The 15,187-nt window shown below is 72.3% G+C and carries 17 protein-coding genes and 1 pseudogene; 5 read left to right on the plus strand and 13 right to left on the minus strand.

All coding sequences use genetic code 11. From position 1 onward, the window contains the following. Positions 1-139: 139 nt before the first annotated feature. The 5 genes from NE236_RS35885 to NE236_RS35905 all read right to left on the minus strand — a co-directional run bounded on the left by NE236_RS35885 (position 140) and on the right by NE236_RS35905 (position 3,602). Positions 140-349: a hypothetical protein gene (locus tag NE236_RS35885; protein WP_252846701.1), complete on the minus strand. Its 210-nt coding sequence runs from the start codon at positions 347-349 to the stop codon at positions 140-142. 97 nt (positions 350-446) lie between these two features. Beyond that, positions 447-851 carry a hypothetical protein gene (locus tag NE236_RS35890; protein WP_252846702.1) on the minus strand — a complete coding sequence of 135 codons (405 nt, stop codon included), beginning with the start codon at positions 849-851 and terminating at the stop codon, positions 447-449. Then, positions 848-1,633, minus strand: coding sequence for a hypothetical protein (locus NE236_RS35895; RefSeq protein WP_252846703.1), 786 nt, complete (start codon positions 1,631-1,633; stop codon positions 848-850). The genes NE236_RS35890 and NE236_RS35895 overlap by 4 nt, the downstream gene beginning before the upstream one ends. Further along, positions 1,630-1,857 carry a hypothetical protein gene (locus NE236_RS35900; RefSeq protein WP_252846704.1) on the minus strand — a complete coding sequence of 76 codons (228 nt, stop codon included), beginning with the start codon at positions 1,855-1,857 and terminating at the stop codon, positions 1,630-1,632. The genes NE236_RS35895 and NE236_RS35900 overlap by 4 nt, the downstream gene beginning before the upstream one ends. Beyond that, entirely contained in the window at positions 1,854-3,602 is a 1,749-nt protein-coding gene (locus NE236_RS35905) for a hypothetical protein (RefSeq protein ID WP_252846705.1), read from the minus strand. Before NE236_RS35905 ends, NE236_RS35900 begins: the two co-directional genes overlap by 4 nt. A 260-nt stretch (positions 3,603-3,862) precedes the next feature. Between NE236_RS35905 and NE236_RS35910 the strand changes: the two genes are divergently transcribed. Then, a complete protein-coding gene (locus tag NE236_RS35910) occupies positions 3,863-5,692 on the plus strand; it encodes an ATP-binding cassette domain-containing protein (RefSeq protein WP_252846706.1) in 1,830 nt (609 codons plus the stop codon). 227 nt (positions 5,693-5,919) lie between these two features. Here the strand turns inward: NE236_RS35910 and NE236_RS35915 are convergent, their stop codons facing one another. Continuing rightward, the gene (locus NE236_RS35915) at positions 5,920-7,476 is read right to left on the minus strand and encodes a serine/threonine-protein kinase (RefSeq protein WP_252846707.1); all 1,557 of its coding nucleotides are present in this window, start codon (positions 7,474-7,476) and stop codon (positions 5,920-5,922) included. Positions 7,477-7,874: 398 nt separating this feature from the next. On the opposite strand from NE236_RS35915, the gene crcB (NE236_RS35920) reads away from it, so the two are divergent. The 3 genes from crcB (NE236_RS35920) to crcB (NE236_RS35930) are packed head-to-tail and all read left to right on the plus strand — an operon-like array spanning position 7,875 to position 9,159. After that, entirely contained in the window at positions 7,875-8,435 is a 561-nt protein-coding gene (crcB, locus tag NE236_RS35920) for a fluoride efflux transporter CrcB (protein WP_252846708.1), read from the plus strand. Next, positions 8,432-8,785, plus strand: coding sequence for a DUF190 domain-containing protein (locus NE236_RS35925; protein ID WP_252846709.1), 354 nt, complete (start codon positions 8,432-8,434; stop codon positions 8,783-8,785). The genes crcB (NE236_RS35920) and NE236_RS35925 overlap by 4 nt, the downstream gene beginning before the upstream one ends. Continuing rightward, complete coding sequence (gene crcB / locus NE236_RS35930; RefSeq protein WP_252846710.1) at positions 8,782-9,159, plus strand: fluoride efflux transporter CrcB; 378 nt, start codon at positions 8,782-8,784, stop codon at positions 9,157-9,159. The genes NE236_RS35925 and crcB (NE236_RS35930) overlap by 4 nt, the downstream gene beginning before the upstream one ends. A 91-nt stretch (positions 9,160-9,250) precedes the next feature. Here crcB (NE236_RS35930) and NE236_RS35935 read toward each other — a convergent pair. The 6 genes and pseudogenes from NE236_RS35935 to NE236_RS35960 all read right to left on the minus strand — a co-directional run. Continuing rightward, positions 9,251-9,466, minus strand: a pseudogene (locus tag NE236_RS35935) (zinc ribbon domain-containing protein); the annotation flags it as partial. A gap of 59 nt (positions 9,467-9,525) precedes the next feature. Beyond that, positions 9,526-9,705: a hypothetical protein gene (locus NE236_RS35940; protein WP_252846712.1), complete on the minus strand. Its 180-nt coding sequence runs from the start codon at positions 9,703-9,705 to the stop codon at positions 9,526-9,528. 18 nt (positions 9,706-9,723) lie between these two features. After that, positions 9,724-10,371: a carboxymuconolactone decarboxylase family protein gene (locus tag NE236_RS35945; protein WP_252846713.1), complete on the minus strand. Its 648-nt coding sequence runs from the start codon at positions 10,369-10,371 to the stop codon at positions 9,724-9,726. A gap of 55 nt (positions 10,372-10,426) precedes the next feature. Continuing rightward, positions 10,427-10,714, minus strand: coding sequence for a hypothetical protein (locus tag NE236_RS35950; protein ID WP_252846714.1), 288 nt, complete (start codon positions 10,712-10,714; stop codon positions 10,427-10,429). 184 nt (positions 10,715-10,898) lie between these two features. After that, positions 10,899-11,768, minus strand: coding sequence for an SDR family NAD(P)-dependent oxidoreductase (locus tag NE236_RS35955; RefSeq protein ID WP_252846715.1), 870 nt, complete (start codon positions 11,766-11,768; stop codon positions 10,899-10,901). 100 nt (positions 11,769-11,868) lie between these two features. Beyond that, positions 11,869-13,068 carry an MFS transporter gene (locus NE236_RS35960; protein WP_252846716.1) on the minus strand — a complete coding sequence of 400 codons (1,200 nt, stop codon included), beginning with the start codon at positions 13,066-13,068 and terminating at the stop codon, positions 11,869-11,871. Between the two features lie 341 nt (positions 13,069-13,409). Between NE236_RS35960 and NE236_RS35965 the strand changes: the two genes are divergently transcribed. Further along, positions 13,410-14,198: a polysaccharide deacetylase family protein gene (locus NE236_RS35965; protein WP_252846717.1), complete on the plus strand. Its 789-nt coding sequence runs from the start codon at positions 13,410-13,412 to the stop codon at positions 14,196-14,198. A gap of 93 nt (positions 14,199-14,291) precedes the next feature. On the opposite strand, the gene NE236_RS35970 is transcribed toward NE236_RS35965, so the two are convergent. Continuing rightward, entirely contained in the window at positions 14,292-15,119 is an 828-nt protein-coding gene (locus tag NE236_RS35970; RefSeq protein ID WP_443612863.1) for a 3-hydroxybutyrate dehydrogenase, read from the minus strand. Positions 15,120-15,187: the final 68 nt, after the last annotated feature.

Genomic DNA, 15,187 nt, shown 5'->3' on the forward strand with positions numbered 1-15,187 from the left:
TGCCATATCCGCCGCCGTGAGATTCCGTCGCGGTCTCCGCGCATGCGTCGAGCATGTCGCAGACCTGTTTCCGGAGTCTCTCGCCGATCACGTCACCCGCCACAGAGACCGGTGACATGAAGCGCGATGAGGACCATTTTCACTTGCAGCAGTAGACCTTGTAGCCGGTCCAGCAGCAGGCACCATCGCCGCAGCTGTTGCGGTTGCGCTCCGTGTATCCGGCCGGGCAGGACCCGGCGCAGAACGGCGCCGTCCCGTCCCAGTAGCAGACCTCGGCCTCACGCTCGTTGCGGTAGGGGGTGACGGTGAACGTGGCGCGTGTCGCGGCCATTTCCTGAAGACCGTGCATGCGTGGCAGATCCTTTCTTTTGACGGCTACCGGTTGCCCCGGCACTAATAGGATGACCCGCCGACTTTCTCATGTCAATGAGCAATTCTTGATCCTATTATGATTGAATTGAATGCGCCCATTGCAACACTTCGTCCGATTTCGGGAATCTGATCAATTCGACCAGGTAATTACCTGGTGGCGCGTCGGCGTCCAGCGGAACGCCCGCGATCTCGATCCAGGTGTAGACGCGGTATCCGCCGTGGGATTCGGGGAGCGGGTCGGCGCCCACGACGAGTTGCGCGGGGATCCCGCAGCGGTGGAGTGCCGCCACGACGAGGGTGTTCTCCCGCATCGGGGCGCAGAAGCCGGCGAACAGCCGTAGCGTCAGGACGATGGGGGTGACGGCCGGGCGAACGGTGCGGCGCCGCCGAGGTGGCCGGCCCATGCCGGCGATGAGGTCGGGCAGGTCCTGGCGACGCAGACGTAGTGCCGTCCACATCGCGATGATCGTCGTCGTCATGTGGTCACCTGTGAGCCCGGTCGGTGGGAGGGCCTCGTCGCGTTGCGCAGCAGATCACGGATCGCGACCAGGCCATGGGCGGCCTCGGAGATCGCGGTGCCGTTCGCGTCGTACGCCACGGCGGCCGGGAACGCTCCACCCGCGGCCTCCACCTCCTCTTCGGCGTCGGCACGCCGGAATCTCACCGGGCAGTCGGCCATGGCCTCATAGCGGTCGCGCTGGGCCTCGAGGGCAGCGCAGTAGCGGCAGGACTCGGCGGTGAAGATGACGATGTGATCGACGTCGGCCGGTGCCGGGACGTGGCCGGTGCCGGAGCGGCACCGGAACCAGACGACGGCGGCCCCGGCCGCCCCGAGACCCGCGGCGGCCTGGACGCAGGCGAGCCAGGTCCGCGGCGGGCCGAGGATGCCGACGAAGGCCGCCACCGCGACGACGGCGCACCCTGCCGCGTGCGCCGTCGTGAACCGGGTGGGGATCCAGCTCCCGAAGCACGCGCAACGGCGCCCTCTCATCAGGAGCGCGGCGATCGTGTACGCGGCGAAGACGGCGCCGAGCAGCGCCAGGCGCGCCGGCACGGGCGCCGGGGCCAGCGCCGCCACCACCGCGAGGCCCTCGGCCACCGTGACCGGGGCGGGGCCCGCGAGCGCCCGTGGGCGGCCCGTCACGGGCCACATGACGCGTGTGGTCTCCCAGTCGGTGAGCTTGGCGGCGATGCTGAGGGCGAGAACGGCGACGCCGCCGACGAGGACGGCGGCCGAGCACAGGCCGGCGAGCTCTCTCATACGGTCTCCTCCTGATCGATCAACCAGCCCTCCTCGACGCCGGTGTGGAGCTCCGCGGCGAGGGCGGGCGGTGGCGGGCCGGCCGGCGCGGGATCGACGCCGGCGAGCAGCCCGGCCAACTCGGTACTGATCTGCCGGACGGCCAACCGAGCGCCGTCCAGCACGAAGGCGCCTCCGAACGGCATGGGATGCAGGCTGATGCCGTCCCGGAGCGTCCAGCTCATGACCGTCCTCCCGTGGCCAGCAGGTCGGGGTGGCACGCGGCGGTGACGCAGAGCCGGCGCAGCGCCCGCGCGTCGGCCAGCACTCGCGTGGAGTCGGCGAGAACGGCGCGGAGGCGGTCGTGCACGATCCACGGGCTGCCGTCGACCTCGGCCAGCAGTGCCGCGCGCCGCTCCGGCGCGGCCAGGCGGCGGGTGACGAAGGCGGCGGCCAGCAGGCCGTCGCGCTCGTCCGGCGTCACGTCGCCGGGCCGGCGGCCGGCCGGCACCAGGTCGTGCAGCAGGGGCGCGGCCTGGATGTAACCGTCGCGCCGACGGACCCGGAGGCGACCGTGCCGGGCCAGCAGCACCGCCGCGCCGAGCACCACCGGGTGCGCGCAGACCAGCACGGGGTCGATCCTGCGGTCGCCGAGGGCCCGCGGAGGGCGTTCGAGAAGGTCGAGAACGGCCTGCAGGGCCCCGGCGCCGGGCACGGCGTCCGTCGTGTCGTCGGCGACGGGAAGCAGGTGGCTGGCGGTCTGGGCGGAGGTCACGGCGGCACCGGCCTCGGCGACGGCCGGAGAGATCCAGCCGCCCGGGAGGCCACCGTCCGGGGAGTGCGCGTGGTCGTGCGGTGTTGCGGGCTCGTCGGTGCGCGGCGGGCGCCAGGCCTGCCACCCGGGCCGGCCGAACAGGGCCGGGAACGGCGCGGCCATGGTCAGCTGCCGCCATCCGGTGAGGAACCGACCGGGCGTGCCGGCGTCCCCGGTCAGCAGCCTGACGAGCCCCGCCCCGCTGAGCAGCGGGGCCGCCTCCCACTCGGTGCGCCGGAGAAGCTCCGGGACCGGCGGCCAGGGATCGCCCTCCTCGGCGGCGCCGACCCGGTGGCCGTCGCAAATCCGTCTCCAGTGGTCCATGCCGTCGACCACCTGAGTGTCGGCGGGGAGCCGTCCGCGACGGCGGTCGAGCACCGGGACGTCCAGATGGACGTGGAGGCGGCACAGCCGTGCCGGGTCGACCGCGGCCAGGGCCGCCGCGCCGAGCCCGCCGCCGTCGCCGAGCACTCCGCGGCCTCCGGCGGCGGACAGGGCCTCGTCGAGGGCGTGCCGCAGGGCCCGGCGGACCACCTCGCGCGGGTCGATCGGGCGCCCGAGGATCCGGCGGGCCTGGTCGGCGAGGTCGGCGAGGTCGAGCTCGTCGAGGGTGAGGCGCTCCCGGCCACCGGACGTGCTCAACGTCGTGCCGCACGCCAGTTGGAAGACCCCTTCGTACGGCGTGAGCGGCATCGGCACCGCCTGCCCGGCCAGTGCCGCCGCGACGGCGGCGGCCCAGGGAGCGGGCCCGGCTCCGGTCACGTCGGCGGGCTCGGTCGAGAATCGCACCGCGCGGCCCTCCGGACCGTCGGTGACGGCGTAGAAGAGCCGCGCCTGCGACAGCGCGCCTCTGCCCAGGGTGCCGGTCGTCGGGTCGGCCCACGTCTGGGCGAGCCGGCCCGCGGAGGCGAACGGGCCGACGACCACGAGGCCGCCCCGGGCGGCGGAGTCCGCCGCCGGGCCGGGGTCCGCCCCCGCCCTGGGGTCCGCCGCCGGGGAATGGCGCCCGCCGCAGGAGCAGACCGTCTCGACGACCATCCGCCCGGCCGTGGCCGTGCCGGTGAAGCCGACGGGCGCCCCGCCCGAGGTGCAGCCGGCGGCCCGCGCTCCGGGCGTGACACCGGTCAGCGTGTCACCCCGAAGGGTCGAATCCGGCAAGCCGTTGCGTTTTCCCACCGGTCACCCCAAAGAACCAGATCCGGATATCCCGTCGAATTTCCCATTCAGCACCGCCCGTCAACTCGAGCTTTCCTGGAAAGTCATCGCGCACTTGGGCAGCACATGACGCCGACATTACCAAGGTCGAACGCCATTGCCGAGATGCTGCGTAAATTGTCCACTGTTGTGGACATTCGTGGGCACTCGTCATTTCTCCGGCAGACGTGGCAGACTGCCGGACGGTGACGGATGAGCATGGCGCGAGGAAAGGCGGCACCATGACGATCAAGGGTCAGTGGCGGCGTTTCTCCGTAATGCGGCGATTGCTGACTTTCGGGGTGGCCCTCGCATGGCGGGCCGACCGCCGGCGGGTGGCGGCCGTCCTGCTTCTGCAGCTCCTGCAGTCGATCGGCCTGGGCGGCATGCTGCTGGGCGGCCACGGCGTGGCCGACGGGCTTATGGGCCCAGCACACGGACACGCCGGCATCACACGAGCCGGAATATCCGCTCTTATCGTCATGGCCCTCTCATTCGTCAACAGCACCCTTAATCTCTTCGGCCTCCTTCATCAATGCGTCCTTCGTGTCGCCATCGAACGCGACGCGGTGGAGGCGGTGACCGCGGCCACGGCCCGGACGGATCTGCTGGAATTCGAACGGCCCGGCTTTCACGACACGGTCCGGCTCGCGCTGACGGCGGCCCAGATTCACGCCCCCAATCTGCCGTTCACCGTCATGACCGTGACGCGGACCGTGTTGACACTGGCCACGGTGGTGATCGCGCTCGTCGCCATGGCCTGGTGGCTGCTTCCGCTTCTTCTGCTCGCGGCGATCCCGTCGATACGGGTGGCGCTGCTCCAGCAGCGGGCCCATTTCGACCTCCAGCGAAGTCTCACCGAGAATCAGCGCACCGCCGGATACCTCACCCAGTTGCTCACCGGGAGAGACGAGGCGAAAGAGCTCCGCGCGTTCGGCCTGGGGCGTACGTTCTTCGACCGGTTGGCGGCCTGTTATGACCGCGCGCTGAGCGCGGAGGTCGCGTTCCGGCGCCGGTTCCTCGGCAAGGAGATCCGGGCGAGACTGGCGGGGCACGCCATGGCGGCCGCGGCGGTCGGCGGCCTGATCGTCGCGACGGCCTCCGGGGTCATCGGCACGGCGGTCGCGCTGACTGCGCTCGGCGGCCTGCTGATCGGCGTGCAGCAGGCCATCACGCTCACATCCGTCCTGCGGGCGTCCGGCGATTCCCTGCGCTACCTCGATGCGCTCCGGACGTTCACCGAAGGTGCGGCCGGGCCTCCCCCGCCGCCCGCGATCACACGCCGGTCGTTCGACTCCCTGCGGGCCCGGCGGCTCTCCTTCACCTACCCCGGCGGCGCCCGTCCCGCGGTGGACGGGGTGTCGATCGACCTGCGCCCCGGCGAGGTGGTCGCCCTCGTCGGGGAGAACGGCTCCGGCAAGACGACGCTGACCAAGCTGCTGACCGGGCTCTACGCCCCGGCCGCCGGTGAGCTGCTGGTGGACGGCAGGCCCGTCGCCGCCGCCGAGCTACGGGCGCTGTCGACGGTGCTGTTCCAGGACTACCTGCACTACAAGCTCTCCGTCGCGGAGAACATCGCGCTCGGCGATCCCGCGTGCCTCGGCGACCGCGGCAAGGTCCTCGAGGCGGCTCGGCGCGCCGGCGTGACCCCGATCGTCGCGAACCTGCCCGGCGGGTACGACACGCGGCTGGGAGCGGAGTTCACCGGCGGCACGGACCTGTCCCTCGGGCAGTGGCAGCGGGTCGCGCTGGCCCGGGCCTTCTTCCGGCAGGCACCGCTCGTCGTGCTGGACGAGCCGACGGCGGCCATGGACGCGCGCGCGGAGGCCGACCTGTTCGCCCGGATCCGGGAGCTGTTCGCCGACCGCGCCGTCCTGCTGATCTCACACCGGTTCTCGAGCGTCCGCTCGGCCGACCGGATCCATGTGCTGCGCCAGGGAAGGGTCGTCGAAGCGGGGACCCACGACGAGCTGATGGCCGCCGATGGGCTGTACGCCGAATTCTTCCGCATCCAGGCGGCAGCGTACCTCGACGACCCGGCACCACGTTCGCGATCGATCAAGCCGGTGTGAGATCCCGGGCCGCCCCTGGCGACGCGACGCGGCGGCGCCTCACCGCGGCCGGTCCGCGGGCTCCCCGCCCGTCTTCCGCGCGGCGAGATTCGACGCGCGTCCGTAGGCGAACGCCCGGACCCGATACGACGCGACCCGCTCCTCGGCCGCCATCGGTCGTCGGCGACGACCTGCACGGCGCCGCGGAGAGACATCCGATCAATGTGCTCGGAGCCGCGGCTCCGGCGTCAGCTCACGTGGAAGCCGCCGAATATCGGGTCGAGGTACCGCTGCGCGTCCGGCCACTGGTCCGCGGGCATCCGGAAGTAGATCGCGAAGGCACGCCCGCCGACGCGAAAGAACCTGTCGTTGACGCGCGAGGTCCCGGTCGACCGGTCGTAGGCGAAGCGCAGATCCGCCGCGGGGACGCCGAGGTACGTCACCGGCGTGACCGTGGCCTCCCGGTAGCCGGAGAAGCTCCGTGGCAGGGCGGCGCTCACCGTCTGCGCCTGGACCTGCGGGTCGCCATCCCAGTAGGTCGTGCCGATCTGCAGCACGAACCGCGTGGAGGAGTCCTCGTAGAAGACGTTCTCCCCGTCGGCGCGCCTGGACCACGACGCGGGGACCGAGACCGAGAATCCGGACTCCGACCTCGTCGTCCAGTCCCGGGGGAAGGCGTCCGCGACGGCGGTCGACCGGCCGGCCGCCGGAGATGCCTCGGGGCTCGACCCGCCGGGCTCCGCCGTGCCCGGTGAGCCGGGGAGGCTCGTCGCGACGCTGGACGTCGCGGCCGGCACATTGGTGCCGGAACGACGGCCCAGCCACCACACGGCCCCGAACGCGGCGACGACCAGAGCCCCGGCGAGCGCGCCGGCGACCGCTACCATGGCGGGCCTGCGGGACGGAGCCGTCGCCACCGTCGCCACCGCCACCGTCGCCGCCGCCGGCGCGGCCGGTGGCGGTGCGGGGACAGGGAGCGTCAAGGCCGCGACGTCGGGGTGTGTCCCCTCGGCGACGGCCGACAGCAGGCGGTCCGCCTCGGCGGCGAGCATCCGATCCGCCGGATCACGGCGCAGCAGTCCGGCGAGCACGGGCGCCAGCGGACCGGCGTTGCGCGGCGGCGGCGCCTCCTCCGCCAGGATCGCCGCGAGCGTCGAGACCGGCCCGGACCGCGCGAACGGCGATCGGCCCTCCACAGCCGCGTAAAGGGTGGCGCCCAGCGACCACAGATCGGCGGCGGGCCCGGCGTGCGCGTCTCGAGCGCGCTCGGGGGCGATGTAGGCGGGCGAGCCCATGAGAACACCGGTGCCGGTCAGCGTCGCGTCGCCCTCCAGCGCCGCGATGCCGAAGTCCGTGATCACGGCGCGGTCCCCGTCGGCGACGAGGACGTTGCTCGGTTTGATGTCCCGGTGCAGGATGCCGGCGGCGTGGGCCGCGCGCAGCGCGGCGAGCATCTGACGGCCGAGCGCGGCGACCCGCTGGGGCGGCAGCGGGCCCTCCGCGTCGATCAGGCTCTGCAGCGAGGGGGCGGCCACCAGCTCCATGACGATCCAGGGGCGGCCTTCGTGTTCGATCACGTCGTGGACCGTGACGGCGCCCGGGGTGCTCAGCCGCGCCGCCGACCTGGCCTCCCGGATTGTCCGCGCGTGCCGCTCGGCCCGCTCGGCCTCGCCCAGTTCGGGTGGCAGCAGCACCTCTTTGATCGCCACGTCGCGACGGAGGAGTTCGTCGTGGGCGCGCCAGACCGTGCCCATCCCGCCCTGACCGAGCCGGCCGAGCAATTCATAACGGTCACCGACGCGCATACCCGTTCGCCTTTCCGCGTAAATGTCCGAGCAAATGTTGGACGGAGCGGGTCTGCCATTGGTTCACCGACGGTACGGACACGGGGCCGCTCCGTCGTCGAGTGCGGGCGTGTCGCCCTCCCCGGCCCCGGCCGAACGGCGGTTCTCCCGTTCCTGGCGGAAGGGAGGCCGCGGGGATGGGCCGTTCCGCCCGGGGCCGGGCCGATGGGGCAGAATGGGACGCACTGAGGTGATGGGGCTCACCCGCAACCGCGGCGCCGCCGCTGACGGTCCCTGGCGCGATGTCAGGGAGGTGCCGTGCCGTGAAGGGCCATCGTCGTGACGCGTGTCCGCCGTTCGCCGGGCGCCTCTCGCGTCCGGTTCTGCACACTGTTGAGACCCTCACCCGGAAGGACACCGTGACCTCACGATTCTCCGACGGATCGGTCGACGGCCGCGCCGATCCGCCGATCGACCCCGACCCCGGCCCCGGCCTCCGCGACGAGGGCGCCGACGCCCGGGGCGACGTCTTCGCGCTCAGGGCGGCGCCGCGCCGCCAACGCCAGTGGAGCGTCCTGGCGGTGATCTCGGTCGGCGGCGCGCTGGGCAGCGTCGCGCGCTACCTGATCTCCGAAGCCGTCCCCGTCATGCCCGGCCGCTTCCCCTGGGCCACCTTCCTGATCAACGTGTCCGGGTGCCTGGCGCTCGGCCTGCTGATGGTGTTCGTGCTCGACGTCTGGCCTCCGAACCGGTATGTCCGTCCCTTCCTCGGCGTCGGATTCCTCGGCGGCTACACCACCTTCTCCACTTTCGCCGTCGAGGCCAGGAACCTCGCCGGGCACGGCGCGTGGCCCCTCGCCGGCGCGTACGCGCTGGTCAGCCTGGCCGGTGGCCTGGCCGCGGTCTGGTGCGGGATGATCGTCGCCCGCCTCGTCGCCGGCCTGCCCGTACGGCGGAACCGGGAAGGGGAGCGAGCATGAGACTGCACGGCAGGGCCTGCCGCGTCACGATCTTCATCGGTGAGACCGACCAGTACCACCACAAGCCGCTCTACAGCGAGATCGTTCATCGCGCCCACGCGCGCGGGCTGGCCGGAGCCAGCGTGTTCCGCGGCATCGAAGGCTACGGCGCCTCCTCCCACATCCACACCAGCCGGATCCTGTCCCTCAGCGAGGACCTCCCGCTGGCCATCGTGATCGTCGACTCCGAAGAGAAGATCGTCGATTTCCTCCTGGAACTCGACGACCTCATCGACGAGGGACTCGTCATCCTCGACGAGGTCGAGGTCTACCGGTACGTCGGCCGAGGCACCTACCAGGAGGAGTCGTGACCGTCCTCCTGGTCCTGCTCGGCGGCGCCGTCGGAGCGCCCAGCCGTTACCTGATCGACCGTTATGTCCAGCGACGTCACGAAAGCGTGTTCCCCTGGGGAACCCTCACCGTCAACCTGATCGGCTGTCTCATCCTCGGGCTGCTGGCCGGAGCCGCCCATGGCCTGCCGAAGCCGGTCGTCACCCTGGCCGGCACCGGATTCTGCGGCGCCCTGACCACCTTCAGCACGTTCGGCTTCGAGACCACCCGCCTCCTGGAGGACGGCTCGTTCCGCGAGGCCGGCCTCAACGTCGTGGCCGGTCTCGGACTCGGGCTGCTGGCGGCCACGGCCGGTTATCTGATCGGCGTCTCCGTGTCAACTACTTGGCCCTAGAGACCGAGCTTGTCGACCCAGGTCCTGAGGGCTTCGTTCATGCTCCCCGGCGCGGCTGGCTGTCGTGTCCGGGGTCACATCTTCCCGCCCCCTATGTGGGGGTGGGCTGGGGCATGTTGACGAATACCCACGCCGAGCGTGCGCGGTTGCGCACGTTGATCCCGGCGACGACATCGGCAGGCCCAGCGAGGCCGCACCGCCGGCAATGGAAGGTGTCTCGATCGGGCCGGTTGGCCTTCTCGGTATGCCCGCACCAGGCGACGGGGCATTTTTGGGAGGTGTAGGCCGGATCCACCTCGATAGTCCTTGACCACCGCCAGTGGCTGAACGACGGCGACGCCCATCACGCGTCGTGTGGGCCGCAGCTCAGGACGGCCGGATACGGTACGTCTCGCCGGGCCGGGTGTCGAAGACCACGACGTTCGGCTCGGGACGGCTGACCCGGGCGCCCGTCACCGACACCGGCGCCTGGGTCCGGACGCGGATCTCCTCGCCGAGATCGGAACGGATCTCCGCCTCGGACAGGGTTGGCGGGGGCGGAGGCACCCGGGCTGCCGCGGCGGCTCACGTCCGTGGGCCCCCCGGGGCCGGTCGGCGCCGTCGGGGAGGGTCGGGCGGGATCCGCAGCGCGATGATCGCCGTCGCCAGCATGTCGTAGTGGCCGACGAGCATGATCAGCTCGATGCTCTCCCGCTCGTCGAGGTGCTCGCGCAGGCGTGCCCAGGCCGCGTCGTCGAGGTCCCGCGCGGCCTGCAGGGCGTCCACCGCCGCCAGGATGGCGCGCTCCCGCGGCGACCAGCCGTCGGCCTCGGACCCGTGCTCGATGATCCGGTCCAGGTCGGCGCGGGTGACGCCGGCCCGGGCACCCAGCCGCACGTGGTGGTCGAACTCGTAGCGGCAGCCGCGCAGATGCGCCACCCGGAGAATGACCAGCTCGGTCTCGCGGCGCGGCAGCAGTCCGCCAGGCATCAGCCGGCCGGCGAAATGCAGCCAGCCGCGGAAGAGGCCGCGGTGCCGGCCGAGGACCCGGAACAGGACGGGCGCCCCCGTCCCCGCGCGCCGTCCCGCCAGCAGAGCGAAGATCCAGGCGGGCGCGCCGAGGTCGCGACGCGAGCCGGGCGGGATGCGCGGATTCCACGCGAGGGCGTCACCGACGGACGTCGGGCCGGAGTCGGGTCCCGCGTCCCCTTCCACCTGCTTCGGTCGTCGCATGGGACCAGCAATACACGGACGGGGTCGTTCGCGGAACCTCCGGCCGTACGCGGCCTCAGCGCGCTCCGAAGTGCTCGACGATCCCCCGCGCGTAGTACTCCTCCCAATCCTCGGCCGGGTTGTCCGCGGTGTACCGCCTGTCCAGGCTCACCAGCAGATAGACCAGCTCGCTGCGGACCGGCTCTTCTCCGAGGAGCTCCGGCAGCTCCGAGAGCCGGAGGAGCCAGTCGGCGTACCAGGAGGCCCAGTCGGCGTCCGCACCGTCCGAGATGCGGAAGACACTGTGGTGGATCTCCCCCGCCTCGTGCAGCAGATCGCTCACGCCCTGCGTCGTCGTGTCCATCGTCCCGCCTCGAACGGATCGCGGTGCGTCTCCCGAAGGTCCCGCGCGCTCAGGACGGCCGGCCGTTCGGGCAGCGTCGGGTACGTCGGACCGGGCCGCCAGATGCCGGCGGCGCGGACCGGTGACCTGGACTTTCCCCAGTTCATGGGCGTCGGTAAACCTCATCACGGACCGGTGGCCGGGATCACCCGTCCCGGTCCACGGGCTGCGGCGTCGTCAGCGGCGCGTCCTCCTCGCCCGCGATCCGCAGCGCCCGCTCCACGCGCGGCCGTACCGCCAGGTCGAACACGCGCTGGGCCACCATACGCCCGTGCAGGACCGGCCCCACCCAGGACGGGGCGTACACGCGGCGGGCGCGCGTGGCGATGCCGCGCTCCAGCGCGTCGATCCCGGTTCTGAGCGGGGTAACCCCGGTGAACCCTCCCCTGCGGCCCTGCAGCGCCGCGGTGGCCCGTGTGCCGAACCCGCGGTGCGTCATGTCGGTGTCCAGTTCGGCGAAGTAGGCGACGCCGACCCGCGCTCCCGTGTGCCGCAGTTCGATGCGCAGGGTGTTGCCGAGGGCCTCCACCGCGGCCTTCGAGGCGCTGTAGGCCCCCAGGAGCGGGGCGTGGACGGCGGCGGCCAGCGAGGCGACCGCCAGGGCGTAGCCGTCCGGGTGGCAGATGTACGGCCCGGCCGCCCGCAACGTGTGATAAGTGCCGAAGACGTTGACCCGAATGGTGGTCTCGAGGACCCGGGGGTCGCCGCCGAGGACCGGCCACTGGCCGGCGACCCCGGCGTTGGCCACCACCACGTCCAGGCCGCCGAGCTCACCGGCGAGCTCTGCCACGACCCGCTCAACGCGTTCGCGGTCGGTCACGTCGCACGGCCGCCACGGCGCGTCTCCGCAGTCCCGGGCGACGGCCGCGAGCCCCTCCGGCTCCAGACCCGCCAGGGCCACCCGAGCGCCCCGGGCGTGCAGGCGGCGGGCCAGGGCCGCCCCGATACCGCGCGCCGCTCCGGTGATCAGCACGCGGCGCCCCTGGAGCGCCGCCCGGTGGTTCGGTCTTCGCATGGGACCAGCAGTACACGAACAGCGTTGTTCGTGAAACCCTGGGCCATCGGTCAATGGGGCACCGGACCCCGGCGATGCCGGCTCGCCGACCGGCCTTTCGCTATGCGGCGTCGGCCAGGGGTTCGGCGCCGGCCGCCGACCGCGCGGCACCCCGCCAGGCCGGGACGGCGAGCAGGACCACGAGGAGTCCGGCGGCGCCGGGGATCGCGAACGCCCAGCGGGCGCCCCAGCCGTCGATGATGGTGCCGGTGACGGGCCCGGCGACGGCCAGTCCCAGCGTCATGGCGGTGCCGTGCAGTCCCGTCGCCTCTCCTCGCGCCGTGGCGGGCACCCGCCGGCTGAGGGTGTCGATCGTGGTCGAGATGCCGGGCGCGCACAGCACCCCGGCCGGGAGCAGGGCGATGCAGAGCCACTGCCAGTGGCCGGCCAGGCCGATCGGCACGGTGAGGGCGGCCATGGCGCCGACGATGACGAGCGGGGAGAAGCCACGGGGCAGCGCGCCGTACACGAACCCGCCGACCAGGGACGCGATGCCCCACACGGCGAGCACCAGGCCGGTCCACCGGGTCGCGGCGTCGGCCTTGAGCGTCGCGACCAGGCCGAGCTCCGTCGCGGCCAGCACGAAGGTGGCCGCGAACGTGACTCCGAGGAGCGCGAGGAGCCCGGGGGTCAGCCACTGCCGGCGGCGCACCGCGGTTTCGGCGGTCCCCGTTTCGTCGTCGACGCGGGTGGGCGGGTCGAGCGCCAGCAGGGCCACGCCGGAGCCGACCAGCCCGAAACCCACGAACGCCATGGTCCAGGAGCTCCCGAGCGCGGTGGTGACGGCGACGGCGAGGGCCGGTCCGGTCATGTAGGCCACCTCGACGAGCATCGAGTCCAGCGCGTAGGCGCTGCGGCGGTGCTCGGCCGGAACGGCGGCCGCGACGCACTGGCGGACGACGCTGAAGACCGGCAGCGCCAGCACCCCGTCGGCGAAGGCGCCCGCGACCAGCGGCCAGTAGGACAGGAAGGGGGCGGCGATCCAGAACGCCAGCTGGGCGACGGTGGTGACCGCCAGCACCGGCCGTAGGCCCCGCCGGTCCACGATGCGCCCGGCGACGGGGGACCCGACGGCCACTCCGGCGGTCGCGGCGGCGCCGACCAGGCCCGCCTGCAGGAATCCGAGCCGCAGGCCGCCGACCACGTGCAGGGTCAGGGTCAGCCCGGTCGCGACCACCGGGATCCGGGCCACCAGCCCGACGAGCAGCAACGTCCGGACACCGGGGATGGACAACACCCGCCGGTAAGGTTCAACAGTCACTATGATCACTTACCTCCGCAGGCAGTATGACAGCGGGTCCCGGACCTCGAAAAGTGGATTTACGCCCCGCCGCGCCATCAGACACCCCATTCCGGACGCCGATTCCTGACACCGTTGGTCATCGCGAGTTCGTGCGGCTCGCCTTCGCGGGTATAGGTACCGCGACGGGGGTGGCCGCCGCGGTCCCCGCTGTTCGGCTCCACCTTCCGGACCGTTCTCAGCCGCCCCCCGAACCCTGCGCATGACAAAAAGCCGCTTAGTCGGGGGCAAAAGTGACGAACGACGGAAATGACAAAAACCATGAAAATGACAAAAAGGGCTTTCTGCAACGGCGTTGGGTCGTGCCCGCCGCTCTCGGGGCGGCCGTGCTGGTGGGCGGTGCGGTGGGCGCGGGGGTGTTCCGCCTGGTCGGCTCGGAGCCGCGTGAGCACCGGTCCGCCGCGCACGGACGGGCCGCGCAGCCGCGGCGGCCGGCCGCTCCCAAGGTCGACTGTCATGTGCGCAAGTGCATCGCGCTGACCTTCGACGACGGTCCGGTCGCCGGAACCGCCAAGCTCCTGGACATCCTGAAGGCGCACGAGGCGCACGCCACCTTCTTCGTCCTCGGTATGCAGGTGGCGAACAACGTCGACATCCTGAAACGGGAGGCCGCCGAGGGCCATGAGATCGGGAACCACACGTTCGACCACATCAAGCTGGTGGGGGCCCCGCGGGGGAAGGTCGAGGACGAGCTGATCCGCACCCAGGAGGCCATTCTCCAGGTGACGGGCACGCCGCCGACGGTGTTCCGCCCGACCTACGGGGGCACCGACAAGCAGCTGAACGAGATCACCAAGAACATGAATCTCGCGCAGATCCTGTGGACCGTCGACACGGTCGACTGGAAGGACCGCAACACCGCGCTCGTCAAGAAGCGCGTTCTGGCCGGCGCGAAGCCGGGCCACATCGTGATCATGCATGACATCCGGCCGACGAGCGTGGCGGCCGTGCCCGACATCCTGGCGACGCTCGCCAAGCAGGGCTACGCCTTCGTCACGATCTCCGAGCTGTACGGCGGCAAGCTGGTGGCCGGCGAGCGCTATCCGGCCTTCCTCGGCTCGCCCACCGCGGGCCCGGCCCCGCCCATGTGAGTTCCGCGTCCGCCCGGAGCATCGGGGACCCGGCCGTCGGCCCGATCCTTCGGGACGTACGCCCCCGTCCCCGATCCGACGCCTCGTTCGGCGTCAGTGCGCGGTCCAGCCGCCGTCCATGGTCAGGGACGCACCCGTGATCATCGCTGCTCCAGGCGAGCAGAGGAAGGCGACCAGCTCGGCGACCTCCTCCGGCTCGACGAGCCGCCGGATCGCGGCCCTCGCCAGCATGACCTCGTCGACGACCTGGTCGGGCTCCATCCCGTGGGCGGCCGCCTGGTCGGCGATCTGGTGCTCCACCAGTGGAGTCCGCACGTAGGACGGGCTGACGCAGTTGGCGGTGACCCCGTGGGGGGCGGCCTCCAGCGCGATGACCTTGGTCATCCCCTCCAGCGCGTGCTTGGCGGTGACGTAGGCCACCTTGTACGGCGAGGCGATCCGGCCGTGGACGGAGGAGATGCCGATGATCCGGCCCCAGCCCCGGTCGTACATGCCGGGAAGCGCCCGGCGGGCCAGCCGGAACGGCGCCTCCACCATGATGCGCTGCATGCGCGCGAAGACGTCCGGGGGGAACTCGGTGACCGGGGCGACGTGCTGCAGCCCGGCGTTGTTGATCAGGATGTCCACGTCGCAGTCGATGGCCTCGACCGCCGCGCCGTCGGACAGGTCGGCGGGGACCGCCCGGCCGCCGATCTCCTCGGCGGCGGCCGCGGCCTCCTCCTCGCGCAGATCGACGATGACGACCTCGGCTCCGGCGGCCGCCAGCCTCCGGGCGCAGGCCAGCCCGATGCCGCCGGCCGCGCCGGTCACCAGGGCCCGGCGACCGGACAGGTCGAGGCCGGCGGACGACTGAGGGGGCGGCTCCGGGGCGTTCGGCAGGGCCACGCGTTCCTCCTCGATCGGGACGCTCCGCGTGAACACGACCTTATCCGCGTGATGGGTCGGGGCCCCGCGCCCGGCGGGGCGCCCGCCCGTCGGCGGACGCCCCG

It is taken from the genome of Actinoallomurus purpureus (assembly GCF_024055795.1).
GTDB lineage: Bacteria > Actinomycetota > Actinomycetes > Streptosporangiales > Streptosporangiaceae > Actinoallomurus > Actinoallomurus purpureus.